Annotated in this window: 19 protein-coding genes; 13 read left to right on the top strand and 6 right to left on the bottom strand. The window is 62.8% G+C overall.

What is annotated here, in order from left to right; all coding sequences use genetic code 11:
* Nucleotides 1-161 precede the first annotated feature (161 nt).
* The gene (metE, locus tag CSQ92_RS22895) at nt 162-2,486 is read right to left on the bottom strand and encodes a 5-methyltetrahydropteroyltriglutamate--homocysteine S-methyltransferase (RefSeq protein ID WP_099395486.1); all 2,325 of its coding nucleotides are present in this window, start codon (nt 2,484-2,486) and stop codon (nt 162-164) included.
* Between the two features lie 118 nt (nt 2,487-2,604).
* On the opposite strand from metE, the gene CSQ92_RS22890 reads away from it, so the two are divergent.
* From CSQ92_RS22890 to CSQ92_RS22870, 5 genes are all read left to right on the top strand, one after another.
* The gene (locus CSQ92_RS22890) at nt 2,605-3,513 is read left to right on the top strand and encodes a LysR family transcriptional regulator (protein ID WP_099395485.1); all 909 of its coding nucleotides are present in this window, start codon (nt 2,605-2,607) and stop codon (nt 3,511-3,513) included.
* 128 nt (nt 3,514-3,641) lie between these two features.
* Complete coding sequence (phaP, locus tag CSQ92_RS22885) at nt 3,642-4,127, top strand: TIGR01841 family phasin (protein ID WP_034783725.1); 486 nt, start codon at nt 3,642-3,644, stop codon at nt 4,125-4,127.
* A 213-nt stretch (nt 4,128-4,340) separates the two neighbouring features.
* Nucleotides 4,341-5,519 (top strand): acetyl-CoA C-acetyltransferase, encoded by a 1,179-nt coding sequence (locus CSQ92_RS22880; RefSeq protein ID WP_034783723.1) that lies wholly within the window; start codon nt 4,341-4,343, stop codon nt 5,517-5,519.
* A 142-nt stretch (nt 5,520-5,661) separates the two neighbouring features.
* Nucleotides 5,662-6,402, top strand: a complete 741-nt coding sequence (gene phbB / locus CSQ92_RS22875; protein WP_034783722.1) for an acetoacetyl-CoA reductase — start codon at nt 5,662-5,664, stop codon at nt 6,400-6,402.
* A 117-nt stretch (nt 6,403-6,519) separates the two neighbouring features.
* Nucleotides 6,520-7,956: a hypothetical protein gene (locus tag CSQ92_RS22870; RefSeq protein WP_143450418.1), complete on the top strand. Its 1,437-nt coding sequence runs from the start codon at nt 6,520-6,522 to the stop codon at nt 7,954-7,956.
* On the opposite strand, the gene CSQ92_RS22865 is transcribed toward CSQ92_RS22870, so the two are convergent.
* Entirely contained in the window at nt 7,893-8,513 is a 621-nt protein-coding gene (locus CSQ92_RS22865) for a LysE family translocator (RefSeq protein WP_257219329.1), read from the bottom strand. The genes CSQ92_RS22870 and CSQ92_RS22865 overlap by 64 nt on opposite strands.
* A gap of 153 nt (nt 8,514-8,666) precedes the next feature.
* Here CSQ92_RS22865 and CSQ92_RS22860 point away from each other — a divergent pair, with 153 nt between their 5' ends.
* From CSQ92_RS22860 to CSQ92_RS22845, 4 genes are all read left to right on the top strand, one after another.
* Nucleotides 8,667-9,149: an Lrp/AsnC family transcriptional regulator gene (locus tag CSQ92_RS22860; protein ID WP_034752896.1), complete on the top strand. Its 483-nt coding sequence runs from the start codon at nt 8,667-8,669 to the stop codon at nt 9,147-9,149.
* A gap of 78 nt (nt 9,150-9,227) precedes the next feature.
* A complete protein-coding gene (gene pip / locus CSQ92_RS22855; RefSeq protein ID WP_034783717.1) occupies nt 9,228-10,184 on the top strand; it encodes a prolyl aminopeptidase in 957 nt (318 codons plus the stop codon).
* A 112-nt stretch (nt 10,185-10,296) separates the two neighbouring features.
* Entirely contained in the window at nt 10,297-10,737 is a 441-nt protein-coding gene (locus tag CSQ92_RS22850) for a DUF2721 domain-containing protein (RefSeq protein ID WP_034783716.1), read from the top strand.
* Nucleotides 10,738-10,779: 42 nt separating this feature from the next.
* Nucleotides 10,780-11,235, top strand: coding sequence for a hypothetical protein (locus CSQ92_RS22845; RefSeq protein WP_034752899.1), 456 nt, complete (start codon nt 10,780-10,782; stop codon nt 11,233-11,235).
* Between the two features lie 127 nt (nt 11,236-11,362).
* On the opposite strand, the gene CSQ92_RS22840 is transcribed toward CSQ92_RS22845, so the two are convergent.
* Nucleotides 11,363-11,944 (bottom strand): SRPBCC family protein, encoded by a 582-nt coding sequence (locus tag CSQ92_RS22840; RefSeq protein WP_257219328.1) that lies wholly within the window; start codon nt 11,942-11,944, stop codon nt 11,363-11,365.
* Between the two features lie 161 nt (nt 11,945-12,105).
* On the opposite strand from CSQ92_RS22840, the gene CSQ92_RS22835 reads away from it, so the two are divergent.
* A complete protein-coding gene (locus tag CSQ92_RS22835) occupies nt 12,106-14,151 on the top strand; it encodes an NADPH-dependent 2,4-dienoyl-CoA reductase (protein ID WP_099395482.1) in 2,046 nt (681 codons plus the stop codon).
* A gap of 79 nt (nt 14,152-14,230) precedes the next feature.
* On the opposite strand, the gene ybaL is transcribed toward CSQ92_RS22835, so the two are convergent.
* From ybaL to CSQ92_RS22820, 3 genes are all read right to left on the bottom strand, one after another.
* Complete coding sequence (gene ybaL, locus CSQ92_RS22830) at nt 14,231-15,940, bottom strand: YbaL family putative K(+) efflux transporter (RefSeq protein ID WP_070258417.1); 1,710 nt, start codon at nt 15,938-15,940, stop codon at nt 14,231-14,233.
* 208 nt (nt 15,941-16,148) lie between these two features.
* A complete protein-coding gene (locus CSQ92_RS22825) occupies nt 16,149-17,270 on the bottom strand; it encodes a beta-ketoacyl-ACP synthase III (protein WP_099395481.1) in 1,122 nt (373 codons plus the stop codon).
* 185 nt (nt 17,271-17,455) lie between these two features.
* Nucleotides 17,456-18,898 (bottom strand): S41 family peptidase, encoded by a 1,443-nt coding sequence (locus tag CSQ92_RS22820; protein ID WP_070279980.1) that lies wholly within the window; start codon nt 18,896-18,898, stop codon nt 17,456-17,458.
* 324 nt (nt 18,899-19,222) lie between these two features.
* On the opposite strand from CSQ92_RS22820, the gene CSQ92_RS22815 reads away from it, so the two are divergent.
* From CSQ92_RS22815 to CSQ92_RS22805, 3 genes are all read left to right on the top strand, one after another.
* Nucleotides 19,223-19,816 carry a hypothetical protein gene (locus tag CSQ92_RS22815; protein WP_099395480.1) on the top strand — a complete coding sequence of 198 codons (594 nt, stop codon included), beginning with the start codon at nt 19,223-19,225 and terminating at the stop codon, nt 19,814-19,816.
* A gap of 154 nt (nt 19,817-19,970) precedes the next feature.
* Nucleotides 19,971-22,055, top strand: a complete 2,085-nt coding sequence (locus CSQ92_RS22810; protein ID WP_099395479.1) for a M13 family metallopeptidase — start codon at nt 19,971-19,973, stop codon at nt 22,053-22,055.
* 181 nt (nt 22,056-22,236) lie between these two features.
* Entirely contained in the window at nt 22,237-24,306 is a 2,070-nt protein-coding gene (locus CSQ92_RS22805) for a M13 family metallopeptidase (protein ID WP_099395478.1), read from the top strand.
* Nucleotides 24,307-24,320: the final 14 nt, after the last annotated feature.

Here is a 24,320-nt window from a genome sequence, read left to right as displayed (position 1 = left end):
AAATTTCTTGCATTCTACTGCAAAAAAATCAGCATCAGGGGCCTGGCGCGTGCTATTCCGCAGGGCAACACCTACTTCATGTCAAAAAAAACGGACGGCGCCCCGGAAAACCGGTGCGCCGTCCTGAAAGCAGCCCTGCATGCGGCCTGGGTAGGCCTATGTCATGCCGCCGCCCGCATCTGCTGCGCCGCCGCGACCATATTTTTTAAAGCCGCCTCCGTTTCCGCCCAGCCCCGCGTCTTCAGGCCGCAGTCCGGGTTGACCCATAAATTGGCTGGCGGAATGACCGTACTGGCTTTTTGCAGCAATTTCACCATGTCGAGAGTCGAGGGGAGGCGCGGCGAGTGGATGTCGTACACGCCGGGGCCGATTTCGTTCGGATACTGGAACTGGCCAAAGCCCTTCAGCAGTTCCATGTCGGAGCGGCTCGTCTCTATCGTGATGACGTCGGCATCCATGGCGGCGATCTGCGGCAGGATGTCGTTGAATTCGGCATAGCACATGTGGGTGTGGATCTGCGTCGTGTCGCTGACGACGGACGCGGCGATGCGGAAGGCGCGCGTGGCCCAGTCCAGATAGGCGTCCCACCGGCCGCGGCGCAGCGGCAAGCCTTCGCGGATGGCCGGCTCGTCGATCTGGATGATGCCGATGCCGGCCGATTCCAGGTCTTGCACCTCGTCGCGGATGGCCAGGGCCAGTTGCAGCGCCGTGGTGGCGCGCGGCTGGTCGTCGCGCGCGAACGACCATTGCAAGATCGTGACCGGGCCCGTCAGCATGCCCTTCACCGGTTTATGCGTCAGGCTTTGCGCATGCACCGTCCATTCGACGGTCATGGCGGTGGGGCGCTGCACGTCGCCGTAAATGACGGGCGGCTTCACGCAGCGCGAGCCGTACGATTGCACCCAGCCGTGGCGCGTGAAGATAAAGCCGTCCAGTTGCTCGCCGAAGTATTCGACCATGTCGTTGCGTTCCGCTTCGCCATGCACGAGCACATCCAGGCCCAGCGCTTCCTGGCGGCTCACGGCGTGGGCGATTTCGGCGCGCATCTGCTGTTCGTAGTCGCTCACAGCCAGTTCACCCCGTTGATAGCTGGCGCGGGCGGCGCGGATGGCCGTCGTCTGCGGGAAGGAACCGATGGTCGTCGTCGGGAAGTCGGGCAGTTGCAAACGCGCGCGCTGCATGGCCTGGCGCTGCGGGAAGCTGGAATCGCGGCGGTCGATGGTGGGCGTGAGCGCTTGCAGGCGCTGCGCCACTTGCGGGCGGTGCACGCGGGGACTGGCACGGCGGCCGGCGATAGCCAGGCGAGACGCGGCAAGCGCGGCATCATCGGGACGGCCTGCGAGCGCGCCCTTGAGGACGGCGATTTCGGACAGTTTTTCCGTGGCGAACGCCAGCCAGCTCTGGATGTCACCATCGAGCTCCGTCTCGGCTGCCAGGCTGAACGGCACGTGCAGCAGGGAGCACGATGGCGCCAGCCACAGGTGGCCGTTGCGTTTGGCCGCCAGCGGCTGCAGCACGGCCAGGGCAGCGTCGAGGTCGGTGCGCCAGATATTGCGGCCATCGACGATACCGACCGACAAGACTTTATGCGCGGGCAGCCAATCCGTCACGCTGATCAATTCATGCGGTGCGCGGATGCCGTCCACATGCAGGCCGGCCACGGGCAGGCGGCACGTCAGGCTGAGGTTTTCTTCCAGCGGCGAGAAATACGTGGCCAGCAGGATATTTATACCTACCTGGTTCAGCTGCCAGTAGGCGCTCTCGAAGGCACTGCGCCAGGCACCAGGCAAGTCCAGGCCCAGGATCGGCTCGTCGAGCTGCACCCATGCCACGCCTTGCTGTTTCAGGCGGTCGAGCAGGGCACCGTAGACGGGCAGCAATTGTTCCAGCAGGGCCAGGCGGTCGAAGCTTGACTCGCCGCGCGTCTTTTCCTTGCCCAGCCAGAGGAAGGTGAGGGGGCCGATCAGGGCCGCCTTGACCTGGTGGCCCAGCGCCTGCGCCTCGGCCACTTCCGCCAGCAGGCGCTCGCACGCGAGAGAAAACCGGGTCTGCGGCGACAGTTCGGGCACCAGGTAATGGTAATTGGTGTCGAACCACTTGGTCATTTCCAGCGCGGCAGGGCCGGCGGCGTGTGCATGGTGCGCGTGGCTGCAGCCGGCATGGGCGGCGTGCGTGTCTGCGCCGCGCGCCATGGTGAAATAGCGTGACAGCGGCGACTGCTCTGGCGCGAAGCTGAAACGGGCCGGTTCGCAGCCCAGCAGCTGGATATGGTTGGCCACCTGGTCGTAAAAGGCGAAGTCGCCCACGGTAACGTAGTCAAGACCGGCGTCGCGTTGCAGGGCCCAGTGGCGCGCCCGCAGTTGCCGGCCCTTCGCTTCCAGGGCCGCCTCGGACACCTCGCCGCGCCAGTGGCTTTCCAGCGCCAATTTCAGTTCACGCGCGGCGCCGATGCGGGGAAAGCCAAGGATGTGGGTGTGCACGGTCATGATGTCATCGAGATTTAATGTGAATGCGCTAGAGTGTGCGGCAACTTGGTCTATAATCAAAACGAAACATTTTGCCGAATAACATGAAAATCATTCACGTACGCCATTTCATTTGCCGATGCTAGAAATCCGCCACCTGCGCACCCTGAGTGCCTTGCGTTCGTCCGGCAGCCTGGTGCGCGCCGCGCAGCTGCTCAACCTGACCCAGTCGGCCCTGTCGCACCAGATCCGTTTGCTGGAAGAGCGCTACCAGGCGCCCCTGTTCGAGCGCAAGTCCATGCCGATCGCCTTTACGGCCACGGGCAGCCGTCTCTTGGCCCTGGCCGACAAGCTGCTGCCCGAGATCGAACTGGCCGAGCGCGACGTGGCGCGCCTGTCGCAAGGCGACAAGGGGCAGTTGCGCGTGGCGCTCGAATGCCATACCTGTTTCGATTGGCTCATGCCCGTGATGGATGCGTTTCGCCAGCGCTGGCCGGAAGTGGAAATCGACCTGGTCTCGGGCTTTCACAGCGAACCGGCGGACTTGCTGCGCTCGGGCGAGGCGGACCTCGTGATCGGTTCGCCATATGGCCCCGATTTCACCGTGTTTCCCCTGTTCCGCTTTGAAATGCTGGTGGTGATGGCGCAGAAGCACCGGCTGCAGGCGCAGCGCCGGCTGGTGGCGGCCGACTTTACGGGCGAGACATTAATTACCTATCCCGTGCCGGAAGAGCGCATCGACCTGATCCGCGAAGTGCTGCGCCCCGCCCGCATCGCGTTTGAACGCCGCACGGCGGAATTGACGGTCGCCGTGCTGCAACTGGTGGCGAGCCGGCGCGGCATTGCCGCCTTGCCGAACTGGGCCATCAAGAATTACGTCGATTACGATTATGTGGTGGCGCGCCCGGTGGGCGAGCACGGCTTGTGGAGCGACTTGTATGTCTCCGTGCCTGATCATCTGCAGGACAAGGCGTATGTGCGCGATTTCGTCAGCGTGATACGCGAGCAGTGCGCGGCCTCGCTGGACGGTATCAAGTTGTTGTCCTGATCAACGTTGAGTTGGAAACAAACCAACAGCAAAGCTTGATAAATATCAAGGTTCAGCAATGAACCACCGCTTACAGTTGAGTACTGTGCGGCGCAACATGCACCGCCATCAAATTGGAGAGGAACACTATGTTTTCATTTTCCGAGCAATGGGCACTGGCCGGCAAGGCCCTGGTGGAAGCACAATTGATCAGCGCGCAAGCGTATGCCCAGGCCGCTGTCGACAGCGGCGCCAGCGTGCTGGACTTGCAGATCGATGCGGCCCGCGCGGCGCTGGCCGCCGCTACGGTGGCAGGCAATCAGCTGCTGTCCGTGAAGGATCCGCAAGCGCTGCTGGAACTGTCGCGCACGCAGTCGCAACTGGCCATCGAACGCATCGGTGCATATGGCCGCCAGGCAAAGGATGTTGCCCAAGAAACCCAAGAGAAATTCGACACTGTGACAAAGGGTGAGTTTGCTGCATCGCGTCAAAAATTTGGCGAGCTGGTGCAGGTGGTAAAGCAAACGCCTGTGCCCCTGATTATTCCCTTCAATAATTTTCTAAAAACCACTTTCGGCGGCGCCGATGAAGGGTATGATAAAAATAAAAATACGCGTCCTGCTCGCCAGGCGTAAGCGTGTTGCGGCCCGGCAGCGGCTATCCGCCGCGCCAGGCCGCCCGCCGCCACCGCAAGCAGGCTGTCATCGCCGCCGCCTGCGGTGCGGCGCTGGAACTGCGGCGCGTGCCGCGCTAGAATGAAACGCAGCTTGCTGTGTCTTCCCGGATACTCATTGGATTGTATTAACACCTTGACCTTGGCCCTCGTGGCCTGCTTATCGGAGAAATAAATGGATGATGTCGTAATCGTGGCCGCCGGCCGTACCGCAGTCGGCAAATTCGGTGGCAGTCTGGCCAAGATTCCTGCGTCCGAACTGGGCGCGCATGTAATCAAGGGCTTGCTGGCACAAACCGGTATCGACCCGAACCTGATCGGCGAAGCGATCCTGGGCCAGGTGCTGACGGCTGCCGTCGGCCAGAACGCCGCGCGCCAGGCCGTCATCAAGGCTGGCCTGCCCAGCTCGATCCCGGCATTCACCATCAACAAGGTATGCGGCAGCGGCCTGAAGGCCACGCACCTGGCGGCGCAAGCGATCAAGTGCGGCGATGCCAACATCATCATCGCCGGCGGCCAGGAAAACATGAGCGCCTCGCCGCACGCGATGAACGGCTCGCGCGACGGTTTCCGCATGGGCGACTTCAAGATGATCGACACCATGATCGTCGACGGTCTGTGGGACGTGTACAACCAGTACCACATGGGCATCACGGCGGAAAACGTCGCCAAGAAATACGAAGTGACGCGCGCCGAGCAGGATGAATTCGCGCTGCAGTCGCAACTGAAAGCGGAAGCGGCGCAAAAAGCGGGCAAGTTCAAGGATGAAATCCTGCCGCTGGAAATCGCCAATAAAAAAGGCACCGTGGTCTTCGACAGCGACGAATACATCAAGCCCGGTTCGACCCTGGAATCGCTGGCCGGCCTGCGCCCCGCGTTCGCCAAGGATGGCACCGTCACGGCCGGCAACGCGTCCGGCCTGAACGACGGCGCCGCCGCCGTGATCATGATGTCGGCCTCGCAAGCGAAAGAACTGGGCTTGAAGCCGCTGGCGCGCATCAAGGCCTACGCTTCGTCGGGCCTGGACCCTGCCGTCATGGGCATGGGTCCCGTCTCCGCATCGCGCCTGTGCCTGAAAAAAGCCGGCTGGACGCATGAAGAGCTGGACCTGATGGAAATCAACGAAGCGTTTGCCGCGCAAGCGATTGCCGTCAACAAGGAAATGGGCTGGGATACCAGCAAGATCAACGTGAACGGCGGCGCGATTGCCATCGGCCACCCGATCGGCGCGTCCGGTGCGCGCATCCTGGTCACCCTGATCCACGAAATGATCCGCCGCGACGCCAAGAAAGGCCTGGCCGCATTGTGCATCGGCGGCGGCATGGGTGTCGCCCTCGCAATTGAGCGTGATTAATCGCTGACAGCGAACTTGGGCCGTTACGCGCAATGCGTGGCGGCCTGGTCCGGTGCGGTACGCCGCCGTCACGCGGCGGTTTTGGATTGCTTTCATTAAATAATTAACTTTTTAGCAATAGAACGACACTGAGGGGATGAAAATGGCAAGAGTTGCATTGGTAACTGGTGGCATGGGTGGTCTGGGCGAAGCGGTGTGTTTCAAGCTGGCCGCGCTCGGCTATCGCGTGGTGACCACATATTCCCCAGGCAATCCGAAGGTCGCGGAATGGCTGGCGTCGACCAAAGACATGGGTTATGACTTCAAGGCATATCCGTGCGACGTGGCCGACTACGATTCGGCGGCTGCCTGCGTGGCGGCCGTGGAAGCGGAAATCGGTCCTGTCGACGTGCTGGTGAATAACGCCGGCATCACGCGCGACATGACGTTCAAGAAGATGGACAAGCCGAACTGGGACGCCGTGATGGGCACCAACCTCGATTCCGTTTTCAACATGACCAAGCCCGTCTGCGACGGCATGGTGGAACGCGGCTGGGGCCGCATCATCAATATCTCGTCCGTGAATGGCCAGAAGGGCGCCTTCGGCCAGACCAACTATTCGGCCGCGAAAGCCGGCATGCATGGTTTCACCAAGTCGCTGGCGCTGGAAGTGGCGCGCAAGAACGTCACCGTCAACACCATCTCGCCAGGCTACATCGGCACCAAGATGGTCATGGCGATTCCGCAGGAAGTGCTCGACAGCAAAATCATCCCGCAAATTCCAATGGCGCGCCTGGGCAAGCCGGAAGAAGTGGCCGGCCTGGTCGCTTACCTGGCTTCCGATGAAGCCGCGTTCGTCACGGGCGCCAACATCTCGATCAACGGCGGCCAGCACATGTCGTAATCGGTATTGAGGGCAAACAAAAAGACAGCTGCGGCTGTCTTTTTTTATGCTTGCCAGCAAAACAAGATGATCGCCGGATTTGCCTTAGAATCAGCATTTCTCCACTGCACCATTTCCATGCCCCTCTTTCCTGTCTTGCGCCGCGCCAGCGTGGCCGCCATTCTTTTCCTGGGCGCCGGCGCGGCCCAGGCCAGCGTCGCGTTCCATGTCACGGTGACTACCGAGCGCGTCAACAAGCCCGGCGTGAAAACCAGCCTGCCTGCGCGCGAGACGCAGGAAAGCGATGTCGTGCTGGGGCCCCATTACCTGAGCGTGCGTGATGGCACGCGCTTGTCCGTGCTCGATTTTGCCGCGCGCCGCCGCCACCTGATCGATATGGCGGCATCCACCTACGACACGTATTCGCTGTTCGACGTGGCGGGATTTCGCGTCTTCGAACTGCGCCACCGGCAAGGGATCGTCGGCATATTGAAGGCGGGCGGCCTTGAGCAGCACGCAACGTTGCCCGTGTATGAAGAGCAGACTTTATCGGTGCTGGCGGCCAGGCGGCGTGGCACGCTGACTCCTCAAGTGCTCGACGGCGCCGTGCTGTGGTCGCTCGACGGGCAGCCCCTGCTGCGCCTGGGGATAGCCGGCAGCCCCGTCAGCGGCGACGATGCCACGGCATTTGCCCAGTACCTGCGCTACACCTGGGGCGGCCATCCGCTGGTGCTGAAGATGCTGGCCGGCGGCAAGCGCATTCCCGCCGAATTTACCATGCACTACCAGGAGGTGGGTGGCAGCGTGACGCGCCACTTCCGCGTCAGCGCCATGACGACGGGTGCGCCCGCCACGTATACCCTGGCCGCCTACCGGCCACGCCCGCTGGCGGCCGATGCGCCCCCGCTTGAGCGCGTGCTGGCGCAGGCGGCGCGGTTGCCGCCGCCGGGACCGCAGGCACATCCCGCGCTGCGTGCCGAGGCCGAGCGTCTGTTTGCGGCAGGCAAGCCCTTCGAGGCATTTTTGACCATGCTGGAAGACCATTTTTCCTCGGGCGCCCTGGTCGACAAGCTGTCGCCACAGCAGGTGCTGGCCATGCAGGAGTGCCAGCCCATCCACGACTTGACGCGCGCACTGCTGGCCAAGGACCAGGAAGGCATCACGGCAGCATTGACGACGGTGCAGGAATCAAGGACGCAAACGGGGCTGGAGCAGCCCGTGCTGGCCCTGTTTGAGGGGAATTTGCGCGCCAAGCTGGGGCAATGGCCGGAAGCGACGGCGCTGTATCTGCAAGTGCTGCAGGCCAAGCCGCAGATGGCGGCCGTGTACCAGGACCTGGGCGATGCCTTGCTGGCGCAATTCGATGCGCCGAATGCCTGGCGCAGCTGGGATGCGGGACGGGCCATGGCGCCCACGCTGCGGCAATTTCGCAAGATCAACGAGCTGGAGCGCAGCCTGCTGAACGATTACCCCGCCTTTTTTGCCGGCGGGGCGCCGCTTCCGCTGAAAAGTCAGCCCAGCACCAGCCGCCCGGCCAGCAAGACGAAGACGGTGGGCAGCACGAACTTGCCGTAAGGCGAAGGTTTGCCGCGCAGGCGGCGCGCCAGGCGCGCGGCCAGCACGGCGTACAGGGCGTCGAACAGCAGGCCGACCAGCACCAGGACGGCGCCCAGGCGCAGGTATTGCATGCCGACCTGCTCGCTGCCGGCGACGAACTGCGGCAGGAACATGCTGCAAAACAGCAGTGCCTTCGGATTGAGCAGATTTGTCAGGAAGCCCCGCACCAGGCTGGCGCGGGCGCCATGCGCCGTGGCGGGCGCGGCTGCTTCCTGCGCCGTTTGGCTCGACAGGGCCGACTGCAGCAGGCGCAGCGCCAGGTACAGCAGGTAGGCGGCGCCCGCCCATTTGACCCACTGCAAGGCTTGCGGATGCGTCACCATCAGCGCCGCCAGTCCCGCGCCCGATAGCGCCACGTGGACGGCGCGCGCGCCGGCGATACCGAGGGCTGTCACCAGTGCCGTGGCCACGCCGCGCGCGGCGCCCGTCGCCAGCACCAGCGCCATGTCGGGGCCCGGTAATAAAAAGGCGCCAGCCAGTGCCAGCAGGTACATCAGGAAGGTAGAATCGGACATGGGCCAGTCGAAAAGAAAAGCGGGAGCATGCGCACGGTGCAGCCTGCTCGCCGGGTCCCATTATGTTCTTGACGTGATGAAATGTGCTTGCTTTTCCTGCCCTGCATGCCCTAGTATTCGGGTAGATTCCACTCCTATAAAAACAAAAAATAGATGAAAATTTCAGAAGTTAGCCTCGACGCCACCGATTTGCAGATACTCAGGCTGTTGCAGGATGAAGGACGGCTGTCGAATGCGCGCCTGGCCGAGCGCTTGAAGCTCAGCGAAACCCCCGTCTGGCGCCGCTTGCGCCGCCTGGAAGAGGAAGGTTTTATTACCGGCTACCAGGCTTTGCTCAACCGCAAGAAGCTGGGCATCGGCCTGGTCGCGTTCGTCCGGGTCGTGTTTGCCAACCATGGCGGCGAGCAGCCGTCGCAGTTCGAACAAGCCATCGCGACGATTCCCGAGATATTGTCGTGCCACAATGTGGCGGGCGAAGCCGATTATTTCCTGCAAGTGGTGGCGCGCGACCTGGAAGCATATGGCGAATTCGTCTCGACCGTGCTGCGCCGCCTGCCTGGCGTGGCGGAAATCCAGTCCAGCCTGTCGATGCGGGAAATCAAGTCCTCGAACCGCCTGCCCTTGCTGCTGGCCTGAGGCGCCGGGGGCGCACTATAATTGGAACAGTTGCCAGGTCTCGTGCCTGGCGCCCTGACCGCCACTCCGAGGACCGCCATGCCCGATTCCCTGACTCCCCTGTTTCCCGTCCTGTCGCCGAACCGGCACGGCATGCTGGCGGTCGATGACATCCACACCATTTATTGGGAAGAGTGCGGCAACCCTGACGGCATTCCCGTGCTGTTCCTGCACGGCGGGCCCGGCGCGGGCCTGTCGCCGCAGCACCGGCGCTTCTTCGATCCGCAGCGCTACCGCGTGATCCTGTTCGACCAGCGCGGCGCAGGCAAGTCCACGCCGCTGGGCGAATGGCGCAACAACACGACGCAGCTGCTGATCGCCGATATCGAACGCCTGCGCGCCCAGTTCGGCATCGGCCAATGGCTGGTGTTTGGCGGCTCCTGGGGCTCGACCCTGGCGCTGGCGTATGGCCAGGCGCATCCGGAGGCTTGCCTCGGTTTCGTGCTGCGTGGCATTTTCCTGTGCACGCAGGCGGAAATCGACTGGTTCATCGATGGCGTGCGCTGGTTCTATCCGGAACTGTACGAGGAATTCGCCGCGCCCATTCCGGCAGAGGAACGGGGCGACTTGCTGGCCGCCTACGTGAAACGCATCCTCAGCAGCGACCCGGCCGTGTACTGGCCGGCCGCGCGCGCCTGGAGCCGCTTCGAAGGGCGCCGCGTGTACCTGATGCCGCAACCGGAAGATGCGCCGAACGATGCGCTGGACCTGGGCGTGGGCCGGCTCGAATCGCATTACATGGCCAACCTCGGTTTCTTCGAGGAAGACCAGCTGATCCGTAACATCGGGCGCATCGCGCATTTGCCGGCCGTCATCGTGCAAGGGCGCTACGACGCCATCTGCCCGCCGCTGTCGGCCTACCGTTTGCAGCAAGCCTGGCCCGGCGCACAGCTGGAAATGATTCCGGATGCGGGCCATGGCGCGCTCGAGCACGGTATCGCTTCGGCGCTGGTGCGCGCCACCGAGCGCTTCGTGCCGGGGCGCGGCTTCGCATGACGTTCAACCACGCCGGTTGGCAAAGCGGCCAGCCGGCGTGCGCCACCTGCTACACTATGGCCTGTGCTGGCGCCGCGGTCGGGCGCCGGTGTGAACCCACGACTTTTTATCCATGAACATACAGATCGGCGACATCGGCCATATCATCCAGCTGGCGATTGCGCCGGTTTTCCTGTTGACCGGTATCGGTACCATGCTGGTGGTGCTGACCAACCGCCTGGGCCGCATCATCGACCGCACGCGGGTGCTGGAAGACCGGCTCGACATCGGCTACAACGATTTCTATATGGATGAGCTAGATACCTTGTATCGGCGTACCCATCTGATCAACTATTCGATTTCGCTGAGCACGGCGTGCGGTTTCTTCGTCTGCGTCATCATCGCCATGCTGTTTTTGGGCGATATTCTGAACCTGACCCTGGACAAATACATCGCGGCCTTCTTTGTGCTGGCCGTGATTTGCCTGATCGGCTGTTTTATTTACTTACTGCGCGAAATTTATCTGGCCGCGACGGCCCAGCGCATCCGGCGCCATATCCGCCCGCCCCGTTAAGCGGCGCGCCGGTTTACCCTACTATTGAAGAACGAGTCCAGCATGCACGATTACAAACGTCCCCCCACCCTGCACCGCTACGGCCAGCGCAGCGAACTCGAGCTGGCGCTGAGCCTGGGCCAGTTCCGCCTGGCGCCAGCGGGCAATTGTCTGACCCTGAGCTTTTCGCAAGTGTGGGACAAACAATTGTTCGATCTGTTCGCCCCGGCCGACGCCTGTTTGATCATCCACAATACGGAAGAATTCGGCGAACGCCTGCACCGCGCCGTGCAGCGCACCTTGCCCAGCTGGGCAGGCATCGATGGCCTGGTCGAATACGGCCAGCGCGCCGCCCTGGGCGCCGCCTTCACCAAGACGCGCGCCGAGGCGCCCGAGCAGGAATGGCTGTTCGCCTGGCGCTCGATGCAGCCGCAAGCGAGCCTGAACCCCGTCACGGTCAAACTGGGCAGTCTGGAAAACTTCGCGGAAATCCGCGACCGCGATACCTATTTGGCCTGATTTTTTAACACCGGATGAAACCGTAGCGAGCGGATGGGAGTTGTAGCTGAGCAGCGGAGCTGTGCTTTAGCACAGTGAGCAGCGGAGGCTGCAAATCGCGACGCGCAGTAGGTTTTTTCCGGTGTCGTTATCCGGATTTATCGGCGTACTGGCTGTCGATGCGGGCCAGTACGGCCGCCATCATGCGCTCGATATCGCCGCGTATCATGGTCGTGCCCAGCATGCCGGGCACGTAGAAGCCCGGCATCAGCCGGCTGGAAAAGACGATGCGCGTGCCGCCCGTCTCCGGGATGGGATACAGATTCCAGCGCGATTCGTAGTGCCGCATGTCGCCCGAGATCAGGGCGATATCGATGGCCGTGACCGGCGTTTCCGTGGCCCGCACCACCAGGTGGATGGGGTGGTTCATGAACAGGAAGCGCGCCATGCCCTGCTGCTCGATGATGACTTCATTGCCGTTGCGCGACAGCACGCGGCAGGAGCTGAGGTCGGGCACGAATTCATGCATGCGCTCGTAGGTGGTCAGGGTCTTCCAGACGGAGGCCGGCGGCGCCTGCACGCTGCCGCTGGCATCGACTTCATACATGCGCTGCCCGTCGACCTCGATGCGCTTGACGTCTACCTTCAGCCTGTCCAGGCGTGTCGCCTGTGCCAGCGCGGTCGCGGGGACGGCGCACAGCATCAGCAGGCAAAGGAAGAGTCGCGTCATGTCACCTAGCCTACGGGAAACTTGCCCCCGGCACAAGCTGTACGCATCGCCGGCCCGTGCGCCGGGCGATTTAGAACTCCCGGTCTAGAGAAATACGCTGCGGCGAGCGGCAATGCTTGCTACCGTACGGCCTGCATACCACCTCTACCGGACCGATCACCATGACTGCCTATCCCCACCTGCTGGCCCCGCTCGACCTGGGTTTTACCTCTTTGCGCAACAGAGTCATCATGGGGTCCATGCACACGGGCCTGGAAGACCGCTTTTACCATTATGGCAAGCTGGCCGCGTTTTACCGCGAACGGGCGCGCGGTGGCGTGGGGCTGATCGTCACGGGCGGCATCTCGCCGAACCGCCAGGGCTGGCTGCTGCCGTTCGGCGGCACCCTCAATTTCCTCGGCGACGTGCCGAATCACCGCAAGGTGACGCGCGCCGTGCACGAGGAGGGCGGCAAGATCGTCATGCAGATCCTGCATGCGGGCCGCTATGGCTATCAGCCGTTCGTCGTCTCGGCGTCGGCGAAGAAATCGCCGATCTCGCCATTCCGGCCCCGTCCCCTGAGCGAACGGGGCATTGAGCGCACCATCTGCGACTACGTGCGCTGCGCGCGCCTGGCGCAAAAGGCCGGCTATGACGGCATCGAAGTGATGGGCAGCGAGGGCTACCTGTTGAACCAGTTCCTGTGCGCGCGCACGAATCTGCGCCAGGACCGCTGGGGCGGCACGATCGAGAACCGCATGCGCCTGCCCGTGGACATCGTGCGCCGCATCCGCGCCGCCGTCGGCCCCAACTTCATCATCATGTACCGCCACTCGCTGCTCGACCTGGTCGAGGGCGGCAATACCTGGGACGACGTGGTGACGGTGGCCAAGGCCCTGGAACACGCCGGCGTGACCATTCTGAATACGGGTTTCGGCTGGCATGAGGCCAGAGTGCCCACCATCGTCACGTCCGTGCCGCGCGCCGCCTTCGCTTCCGTGGCGGGCCGGCTGCGCCGCGAAGTCAATATCCCCGTGGTGGCGTCGAACCGCATCAACATGCCGCACGAAGCGAACGCCATCCTGGAACGCGGCGACTGCGACCTGGTGTCGATGGCGCGCCCTTTCCTGGCCGACCCGTTTTTTGTCGCCAAGGCCGCCGCCGGCCGCGCCGACGAAATCAACACCTGCATCGGCTGCAACCAGGCGTGTCTCGACCATACGTTTGCCAACAAGCGCGCCAGTTGCCTGGTCAACCCGCGCGCCTGCCATGAAACGGAACTCGTCTACGCGAAAAAGGCCGTGCCGCGCCGGGTGGCCGTCGTCGGCGCTGGCCCGGCCGGCCTGTCCGCCGCCTGCGTGGCGGCCGAATGCGGGCACGAGGTGACCCTGTTCGACAGCAGCGACAGCGTGGGCGGCCAGTTCAAGGTGGCCATGCAGATACCTGGCAAGGAAGAATTCACGGAAACCATCCGTTATTTTGCCCGCCGGCTGGCGCTGCTGGAAGTCAAGCTGCACCTGGGCCAGCGCGTGACGCGCGAGCAATTGCTTGCTGGCGGCTACGACGACGTCATCGTCGCCACCGGCATCAAGGTGCGCCTGCCGGCCATTCCCGGCATCGACCATCCGAAGGTGCTGTCGTATCTGGATGTGCTGCAGAGCAAGAAGCCCGTGGGCGCGCGCGTGGCCATCATCGGCGCGGGCGGCATCGGTTTCGACGTGGGCGAATACCTGCTGCACGACCCGGCGCACCCGCTGCCCCAGCCTGTGGCCACCTGGGCGGGCGAGTGGGGCGTGGACCTGGACGCGGCCACCGGCGGCGGCCTGGTACCGCCCGTGGCGCCGCATCCCGTGCGGCAGATATTCCTGTTGCAGCGCAAGACCTCGAAAGTGGGGGCGGGACTGGGCAAGACGTCGGGCTGGGTGCACCGCGCGGCACTGGCGAGAAACGGCGTGGCCATGCTGGCCGGCGTGAGCTACGACAAGATCGACGAGCAAGGCTTGCACATCACCGTGGGCGGCGAGCAGCGCCTGCTGGCGGTGGACAACGTGGTCATCTGCGCGGGCCAGGACAGCTTGACGGAACTCATGCCGGAAATGGGCAAGGATGGCAAGCCGCTGGCCGCAGGCGGCCCCCGTTTCCATAAGATCGGCGGCGCCGCGCTGGCGGCCGAACTCGACGCCAAGCGGGCGATACGGGAAGGCGCGGAGCTGGCCGCCAGTTTATAACCCGGAAAAAAACTGGGGTCGGACCCTGAGGGTCCGACCCCGGCATTTGCATGGGCTAGAGGTTCGGTATCAAAGAACCTTAATGGCCATGCCCCTTCTTCGCCGCATCAAAACTCTGCAGCACGTGTTCGGCCATGCCATTCGCCAGCTCGTGCTCGCCAATAAACACCTTGCCCGCGTTTTCCGCGCGCAGCAATTCCGCCTCTTCCTCGCTGTGCGTGCGCACCACCGTCATGATGGAGGGGTTCAGCGCGCGCGCCGTCTCGATCATGGCGCGCACGTGGAAGGTATCGGGCGTGGCGATGACGAGCATGGTGGCGTGCGTGATGTGCGCCTGGATCAGCACGGCCGGTTCGCCCGCATTGCCGGCCACGGCCGGGATGCCCTGCTTGCGCAGCTGGTCGACGATTTCGCGGTTTTCCTCGGCCACGACGAAGTGGATGCCCCGTTCCATCAGGGCGGCGGCGATGCGCCGGCCCACGCGGCCATAGCCGACCAGGACGATCTGGCCCGACAGTTTTTCCTGCGGCACCGTCATCGGCAGCTCGGCCAGCGGGTCGGTGGTGCGTTCGAACTTGCGTGCGAAATCGCTGTTGCTCATCACGCGCAGCAGCGGCTTGGCCATGCTGAACACGAGCGGGTTGAGGGCAATCGACAGGATGGCGCCGGCCAGGATCAGGCTTTGGCCTTCCTGCGGCATCAGGCCCAGCGACAGGCCCAGGGCGGCCAGGATGAACGAGAACTCGCCGATCTGCGCCAGGCTGGCCGAGACGATGATGGCCGTTTTCGGCGGATAGCGCAGGGCCATCACCAGCAAGAAGGCGGCGATCGACTTGCCGAAAATAATGATGGCGCACACGGCCAGCACTTGCAGGGGCTTTTCGATGAGGATGTTCGGCTCGAACAGCATGCCGACGGAAACGAAGAACAGCACGGCGAACGCGTCGCGCAGGGGCAGCGATTCTTCCGCGGCGCGGTGGCTGAGTTCGGATTCGCGCAGCACCATGCCGGCGAAGAAAGCGCCCAGCGCGAAGGACACGCCGAACAGCTTGGTCGAAGCGTAGGCGATGCCGACGGCGGCGGCGATCACGCACAGGGTGAACAGCTCGCGCGAACCGGTGCGCGCCACCTGCCACAAAATCCACGGGAACAGCTTGCGGCCGACCACCAGCATGAAGACGATGAAGCCGGCCACTTGCCCCAGGGTAATGGCCAGGGTTTGCCACAGGCTGACGGCCTCGGCATCCGGCGCCACTTTGCCGCCCAACACGCCGGCGAATGCCGGCAGCAGCACGAGCACCAGCACGGTGACGAGGTCTTCCACCACCAGCCAGCCGACGGCGATGCGCCCATTCAGGGAGTCGAGGATGCCCCGTTCTTCCAGCGCGCGCAGCAGCACCACGGTACTGGCCACGGACAGGGCCAGGCCGAAGATCAGTCCGCCACCGAGGGTCCAGCCCCACCAGTGGGCCAGGCCCATGCCCATCGCTGTGGCGACGCCGATCTGCAGGATGGCGCCAGGCAGCGCGATCTTGCGCACGTCCCATAAATCTTCGATGGAAAAGTGCAGGCCGACACCGAACATCATCAGCATCACCCCGATTTCCGCCAATTGTCCGGCTATTTCCGCATCCGCCACAAAACCGGGCGTAGCCGGTCCGATGATGATGCCGGCGGCCAGGTAGCCGACCAGGGCCGGCAGTTTCAGGCGCGCGGCGATGAAGCCGAAGATGAGGCCGAACCCGAGGGCGGCGGCGATGGTGGTGATCAGGCTGATGTCATGGGGCATGCGTGTGGGGTTCCTTATGGGACGTGCGGATGGAAAAAGATGTTGCTCAGCGACCAAGTATAAACGCATCAAAGCCCCTGCCGGAAGGTTCCTGCGGCTTTATTGCAAAAAACCTGTGCACTATCTTCGTCCAGGTGGCCACGAACGCATGTCATCCACCCGGATCTTCTCCTAATTCAAGGATTCCACCCTATGCCACCCCGTGTCTTTACACCTTGCGCACGATCACGCAGCCGATGGAATAACCGGCGCCGAACGAGCAGATGACGCCCGTGGCGCCCGCCGCCATATCATCCTGATACTTATGGAAGGCGATGATGGAACCGGCCGACGAGGTGTTGGCGTAGGTGTCGAGGATCACGGGCGCTTCGTTCGCTTCCGCGTCGCGGCCCAGGATCAGGCGCGCGATCAGCAGGTTCATGTTCAGGTTAGCCTGGTGCAGCCAGTAGCGGGAGACTTGCGCCACTTCCACGCCGGCCTTGGCCAGGGTCGCCTTGATCATCTCGGCGGCCATCGGGCACACTTCCTTGAAGACCTTGCGGCCTTGCTGGCGGAACAATTTATCGGCCTGGCCCACGCCGGACTCGTCAAAACGGTTGAGGAAGCCGAAATTGTTGCGGATGGCGTTAGAGAAGCGCGTTTTCAGTTCCGTGCCGATGATCTCGAACTGGTGCCTGGACACGGCCGTGTCCTTGGCTTCCACGATGATGGCCGTGCAGGCGTCGCCGAAGATGAAATGGCTGTCGCGGTCGCGCCAGTTCAGGTGGCCGCTGGTGATTTCGGGATTCAGGACCAACACGGCGCGCGCCTGGCCGCTTTGCACGGCGGCCACGGCTTGCTGGATGCCGAAGGTGGCGGACGAGCACGCCACGTTCATGTCAAAACCATAACCGTCGATGCCCAGCGCATCCTGCACTTCCACCGCCATGGCCGGGTAGGCGCGCTGCATATTGCTGCAAGCCACCAGTACCATGTCGATATCGGCTGGCGTGCGGCCCGCGCGCGCCAAGGCGTCGCGCGCGGCGGCAACCGCCATTTCCGCTTGCAGGGACAGTTCGTCATCGCCCCGTTCCGCAATGCGCGAGACCATGCGCGCCGGATCGAGGATGCCTTCCTTTTCCATCACGAAGCGCGACTTGATGCCGGACGCCTTTTCGATGAAGGCCACGCTCGACAGGTCCAGCGCCGTCACTGTGCCCGCGGCGATCGCGTCGGCGTTGTTGGCATTGAACTTTTCAGCGTAGGCATTGAAGCAGGTGACCAGCTCTTCGTTGGAGATCGAAAATGGCGGCGTGTACAGTCCGGTACCGCTGATGACGACTTGTTTCATGGTTAAGCTTTCAAATTTGGCAATCGGCGCGATGCCGATAAGTGAAGCAAATTTTACACAAACGGGCTCGACTGTAGAGAGTTTCGTGTTGCGGGGCGGGGGGATGTGTGGCGGAAGATTGATTTTTGTCGCGTGGACGGGTGACCAGGGGGCATTGCGCCCCCCTGTGATGCTGGCGCTGCTGCTTATTTCTTCTGTTCTTTCTTGACGTCGGCCTGCACCACCACCGGTTCGGCCTTGGCCAGTTGCACCGGCAGACCCTTCAGGTGGTTCAGCGCCTGGTGCAATTGAAAATCGTCCTTGCTGCCAAATTCCAGCGGTTTGCGGGTCTTTTCCAGGGCGATGATGCGCAATTGCTCTTCCATCTCGTCGTTAACGGGCGCGGCCTTGGCGCTTTCCTGGTCGCGGTCGTTGCTCAGGTGCTTGGTCAGGTCCGCTTCGCGGATGCGCAAGCCGTTCAAGCCGTCGCCGTCTGCATTTTCATCGACCAGCAGGTCGGGCACGATGCCCTTGGCCTGGATCGAGCGGCCGTTCGGCGTGTAGTAGCGGGCCGTCGTCAGCTTGACGGCCGTGTCGGCTGTCAGCTGGCGGATGGTTTGCACGGAACCCTTGCCGAAGGTCTGCGTGCCGATGATGGTGGCACGCTTGTAATCCTGCAGGGCGCCGGCGACGATTTCCGAGGCCGAGGCCGACCCCGTGTTGACGAGCACCACCAGCGGCACTTTCTTGATGGCGGCCGGCAATTTCGCCAGGGCATCGCCTTCCGAACGGAAGGTATAGTATTCGGCGCGGCCGTAGAACACCTGTTTCGAATCCGGCAACTGGCCATTCGTCGAGACGATGGCCGCGTCCTTCGGCAGGAAGGCGGCCGAGACGCCGATGGCGCCCTGCAGCACGCCGCCCGGATCGTTGCGCAGGTCCAGCACCATGCCCTTGATGTTCGGGTCTTGCTGGTATAACGCCGTGATCTGCGCGGCCATGTCGTCGACGGTCGGTTCCTGGAATTGCGACACGCGCAACCAGGCGTAGCCGGGCTCGACGATCTTCGCCTTCACGCTCTTCTGATGGATTTCCTCGCGCGTGATGGTGAAGGCCAGCGGTTGCGGTTCATCCTTGCGGGCAATTGTCAGCGACACCTTGGTGCCCGGTTCGCCGCGCATGCGCTTGACGTTGTCGTCCAGGCTGACGCCTTTCACGGGCTGGCCATCGAGGCGGGTGATCAGATCGCCAGCCTTGATGCCGGCGCGGTAGGCGGGAGAATCTTCGATGGGCGAGACGATCTTGATGTAGCCGTCTTCGCTGAGGCCGATTTCAATGCCCAGGCCGACGAACTTGCCTTCGGAGCCTTCGCGCAGCTCGGCATAGGCTTTCTTGTCCAGGTAGGCGGAATGGGGGTCGAGCGAGGCGACCATGCCGGAAATGGCGTCTTCCAGCAGTTTCTTGTCTTCCACCGGCTCGACGTAATCGGATTTGATCAGGCCAAATACGTCGGCCAGCTGGCGCAGCTCTTCCAGCGGCAGGGGCGGCTCGACGGTCTTTTGCGCCATGGCGGAAAATTGCAGCGACACGGCGACGCCGGCCACCACGCCCAGGCCGATCAAGCCGGTATTTTTGAGTTTGCCCATCATTGCACCTTTGCAGCTAGCGTGTCTTGCACAAGCGCCAGTCCCCGTGGAGCGGCGCTTTCCTGAAAGTATAGACCTGAATCTCTGCCGGCGTGGGCCGGCCGTGGAAAAAGCATGCCTGGGCCCAGTCTACGCGCGAAAACGCGGCTGTCAGCTTGCCATATGTTGCGGTTTTGTATGCGATGTATAGTTACTCTTGAGGGGAGTAAGCATTTGTAAGAGTCGAAAAAAAGCGTGTGCGGCGGCCCTATAGTGGACTCGCATTCTCGACCCGAAGTGGTTTTGCCTGCGTCTGCGGACGCAGGCTTTTTTTTATCCGGAGCCCCCATGACCTCGTTGACCTTTTCCCCCGCCGTGCGCCGTCTCGGCCTGGCCTTGCTGCTGGGCACCACCGCCTTGACCGCCTCGGCCGTGCCGATTGCCGAGATGCGTCTGGAAGACTTGTTGCCGATGGCGCCCGATTTCAAGACGGAATTGAAGCTCAATGCGAATCAAACCACCTTGTGGCAGCAGGTGGAAGGGAAATCGCGCCAGCTGTTGCGCGAACGCAAGGCGCGCCGCGAACGCCTGCAAGCGGGCGTGACGCAGGGTTTGCAGGCGCCCAGGCTGGAGTTGCGCGACTTGCTCGCCGGCCTGGGCACGGAAAGCACGCAGAGCCTGGCCGAAGAAAAGCAGCTGCGCGAATGGTGGCTGAGCGTCAACGATGCCCTCGACGAAAACCAGCGCCAGATGGTGGCCCAGTTCATCGCCGGCCAGATGGCGCGCGTGATGGACGCCGCCGCGCCCCGCAGCGAATCGCGCGGCGCGCCCGGTGGCGAGCACGGCGGGCGCAAGGGCGGCAAGGGGGGAATGGGCGGCATGGGAGGCGCGGGCGTGAGCATGGGCAGCGGGGGCGCGGGCATGACGCTGCCCGGCAACTGAGGGTAAGCAGGGGGCAGGCGCTGGGGGGCAACCAAGGGGCAAGGATGGCCAAAAGGCATGCTCGCGTGCTACATTCCTGCAGCGCCTGGCGCGGCAGGCTATCCGCCCGAAGCCATCCGCCCGGTCTTTTTGACATGCCCCATAAGGACAATCCGTGAATCGCTATCTCTTGAGCAGTCTGACCCTGACCCTGTTGGCTGCGTTTGCCCATGCCGCCGAACCCGTATCCGCCGCTGCCGCCCCGACCGTGGCGCCCGGCGTCGCACCTTCCGCACCTGCCGCCGCCGGCGTCGTTTCCGGTATCGATGTGCAGTACATCGACCCCGCCGTGCGCGTGCAGGACGATTTCTTCACCCATTTGAACGGCAAGTGGCTGGCCACGGCCGAGATTCCTGCCGACAAGTCGAGCTGGGGTTCGTTCGCCAAGCTGCGCGATGACACCACGCCACAGCTGCGCGGCATCATCGAAGCCACGCAAAAGGACAAGAACAGGAAAGCCGGTTCCGAAGCGCAGAAAATCAGTGACCTGTACGCCAGCTACATGGATGAAGCCAAGCTCGAGTCGCTGGGCACGAAGCCGCTGGCCGGCGAACTGAACCGCATCCGCTCGCTGCGCGACAAGAAGGGCGTGCCCGCCCTGATCGCCCACCTGAGCCAGACGGGCGTGTCGACCCCGTACGCCGTCTACGTGGGCCAGGATGCGCGCGCCTCGACGAAATATGCGGCGTATGTGAGCCAAAGCGGCCTGGGCATGCCGGACCGCGACTACTACCTGGAAGCCAAGCAGGCTGGCGTCAAGGAAAAATACCAGGCGCACGTGGAAAAGATGCTGGCCATGGCGGGCGACAAGAACGCCGCCGCCCGCGCCAAGGCTGTCGTTGCGCTGGAAACGGCCCTGGCCGAAGTGCAATGGACCAAGGTCGAGAACCGCGACCCCGTCAAACGCTACAACAAGACCGACATCAATAAACTGAACGACCTGACGCCGGGCTACGACCTGAAGTCCGGCCTGGCCGCCCTGGGCATCGCCAACAAGGTCGACTACGTCATCGTCAACCAGCCGAGCTACCTGGCCGGCTACAACAAGGTGCTCGCCTCAAGCGACCTGGATACCCTGAAAGCGTATTTCGAATGGCAGTTGCTGCGCAGCTATGCCAGCTACCTGTCGAAAAATTTTGTCGATGAAAGCTTTGCCTTCTACGGCACGGTGCTCAGCGGCGTGACGGAAAACCAGCCGCGCTGGAAGCGTGGCGTGGGCGCTGTCGAAGGCGTGCTGGGCGAAGCCGTCGGCAAACTGTATGTCGCGCAATACTTCCCGGCAGAACGCAAGGCGCACATGCAGGAGCTGGTGAAGAACGTGCTGGCCGCCTACAAGGACAGCATCGATACCCTGGACTGGATGAGCCCGGAAACCAAGAAGGAAGCGCAAGCCAAGCTGGCCAAGTTCACGCCGAAGATCGCGTATCCGAACAAATGGCGCGATTACACGAAGCTGCAAATCGTCCAGGGCGACCTGGTGGGCAACATGATGCGCGCCGCCAACTTCGGTTCCGCGCGCCAGGTGGCCAAGCTGGGCAAGCCGATCGACCGCGAAGAGTGGGGCATGACGCCGCAAACGGTGAACGCCTATTACAGCTCGACGATGAATGAAATCGTCTTCCCCGCGTCCATCCTGCAGCCGCCGTTCTTTGACGCCAACGCGGACGACGCCGTCAACTATGGCGCCATCGGCGCCGTCATCGGCCATGAAATCAGCCACGGCTTCGACGACAAGGGCAGCCAGTCCGATGGCGACGGCAACCTGCGCGACTGGTGGACCCCGGCCGACCGCAAGAATTTCGCCGCCAAGGCCGACGCGCTGACCAAGCAATATGACGGTTACAGCCCCTTGCCGGGCTACCACGTCAACGGCGCCCTGACCTTGGGCGAGAATATCGCCGACAACTCGGGCGTGGCGATCGCCTACAAGGCCTATAAAATCTCGCTGGGCGGCAAGCCGGCGCCCGTGCTGGACGGCTTGACGGGCGACCAGCGCTTCTACATGGGCTTTGGCCAGGTATGGCGCAGCAAGATGCGCGAAGCGCAGCAGATCGTGCAGATCAAGACCGACCCGCATTCGCCGGGCCAGTACCGCGCGAATGGCACCATGGTCAACCAGCCTGGCTTCTACGAAGCGTTTGGCGTGAAACCGGGCGACAAGATGTATGTCGCGCCGGAAAACCGCGTGATCATCTGGTAAGCCCAGCCTCGATGAAAACGTAATCCTGTAACAACAAAAGAGACCACTCGCGTGGTCTTTTTTGCATTCTGGCCAAAGTTCTTTCTGTCATTTCGGCCGGTATGCTACAGTCAAAAACCGGGCCAGAAGCCTTGGGCCTTCTGACCCTTATATTCCACACAATACAATATTGAGGACAACCGTGAATCGTTATTTGTTAAGTGCATTGACCCTGAGTTTGCTGGCCGGCGTGTCCGGCATGGCTGGTGCCGCTGATGCGGCCAAGAAAGCCGCTCCCGCCACGGCCGTTGCTGCTGCGGCGCTGACGTCCGGCATCGCCGTCGAATACGTCGATCCTGCCGTGCGCGCGCAGGACGATCTGTTCCAGCACCTGAATGGCAAATGGCTGGCGGAAACCGTGATTCCTGCCGACAAGTCGAGCTGGGGCAGCTTTGCCAAGCTGGCCGATGATACGCAAACGCAGCTGCGCGGCATCGTCGAAGGCGCTGCCGCCGACAAGGCCCGCGCGGCCGGTTCGAATGCCCAGAAGATCGGTGATTTCTATAACAGCTTCATGGACGAAGCCAAGCTGGAAAGCCTGGGCCTGACCCCCTTGAATGCGGAGCTGGCGAAGATCGCCGCGCTGCAGGACAAGGCGGAATTGCCGGCCGTGATCGCCCACTTCAGCAAGCTGGGCGTGACTTCGCCTTACGACTTCGGCATCCACCAGGACGCCAAGGATTCCACCAAGTACGTGGCCGACATCGTGCAAAGCGGCCTGGGCTTGCCTGACCGCGACTACTACCTGGAAGCGGGCAAGGCCGACACGCGCGCCAAATACCTGGCCCACGTGGAAAAAATGCTGAGCCTGGCCGGCGACGCGAACGCTGCCGCCAACGCGAAAGCCATTGTGGCGCTGGAAACGGAGCTGGCCAAGGCGCAATGGAGCAATGTGCAGAATCGCGACCCCGTCAAGACCTACAACAAGGTGGAACTGGCGAAACTGGCCGCCGTGGCGCCAGGCTACGACTGGGCCCGCTACCTGAAGGATACGGGCATCGCCGGCAAGGTCAATTACGTGATCGTCAGCCAGCCCAGCTACCTGAAGGGTTTTGCCGAGATCGCCAACAAGACCCCGCTGGAGACGTGGAAAGCATATTTCCAGTGGCACTTGTTGCACGCTAACGCCGGCTACCTGCCGAAAGCGTATGTCGATGAAAACTTCGCTTTCTATGGCACCACCCTGACGGGCGTGACGGAAATGCGTCCGCGCTGGAAACGCGGCGTGGGCGCCGTCGAAGGCGCGCTGGGCGAAGCCGTGGGCCAGCTGTACGTGGAGCAGTATTTCCCGGCCGAACGCAAGGTGCGCATGGAGGCGCTGGTGAAAAACCTGATGACGGCCTACAAGCAAAGCATCGACAAGCTTGACTGGATGAGCCCTGTCACCAAGAAACAGGCGCAGATCAAGCTGGCCAAGTTCACCACCAAGATCGGCTATCCGAACAAATGGCGCGATTACTCGGGCCTGGCGGTGGCGCCGGACGATTTGATCGGCAACATCCAGCGTTCGCACTTGCTCAACTACAACCGCGAATTGAACAAGCTGGGCCAGCCTATCGACCGCGACGAGTGGGGCATGACGCCGCAGACCGTGAACGCCTATTACAACCCTGAGCTGAACGAAATCGTCTTCCCGGCCGCCATCCTGCAAGCGCCGTTCTTCGACGCCAACGCGGACGACGCCGTCAACTATGGCGCCATCGGCGGCGTGATCGGCCATGAAATCAGCCACGGCTTCGACGACCAGGGCGCCCAGTATGACGGCGACGGCAATCTGCGCGACTGGTGGACCAAGGCCGACCATAAAAACTTCGCCAAGAAAACCAAGCAATTGGTGGCGCAGTACAACAGCTTCAGCCCCGTCAAGGGCCACTTCGTCAATGGCGAACTGACCCTGGGCGAAAATATCGCCGACAATTCCGGCGTGGCAATCGCGTATAAGGCGTACAAATTGTCGCTGAACGGCAAGCAAGCTCCCGTCATCGACGGCTTCACGGGCGAGCAGCGTTTTTATGCGGGCTTTGCCCAGGTCTGGCGCATGAAGATGCGCGAAGCGCAGCAACTGGTCTTGCTGAAAACGGACCCGCACTCGCCAGGCCAGTTCCGCGCCAACGGCACCATGCGCAACCAGCCCGGCTTCTACCAGGCCTTCGACGTGAAACCGGGCGACAAGATGTATCTGCCGCCGAAAGACCGCGTCATCATGTGGTAACAGCAGTTCTGACG

Source organism: Janthinobacterium sp. BJB446 (genome assembly GCF_002735655.1).
In the GTDB taxonomy this organism is placed as follows: domain Bacteria; phylum Pseudomonadota; class Gammaproteobacteria; order Burkholderiales; family Burkholderiaceae_D; genus Janthinobacterium; species Janthinobacterium lividum.
The sequence above is the reverse complement of the archived record's forward strand: the minus strand, read 5'-3'. Positions and strand labels throughout refer to the sequence as shown.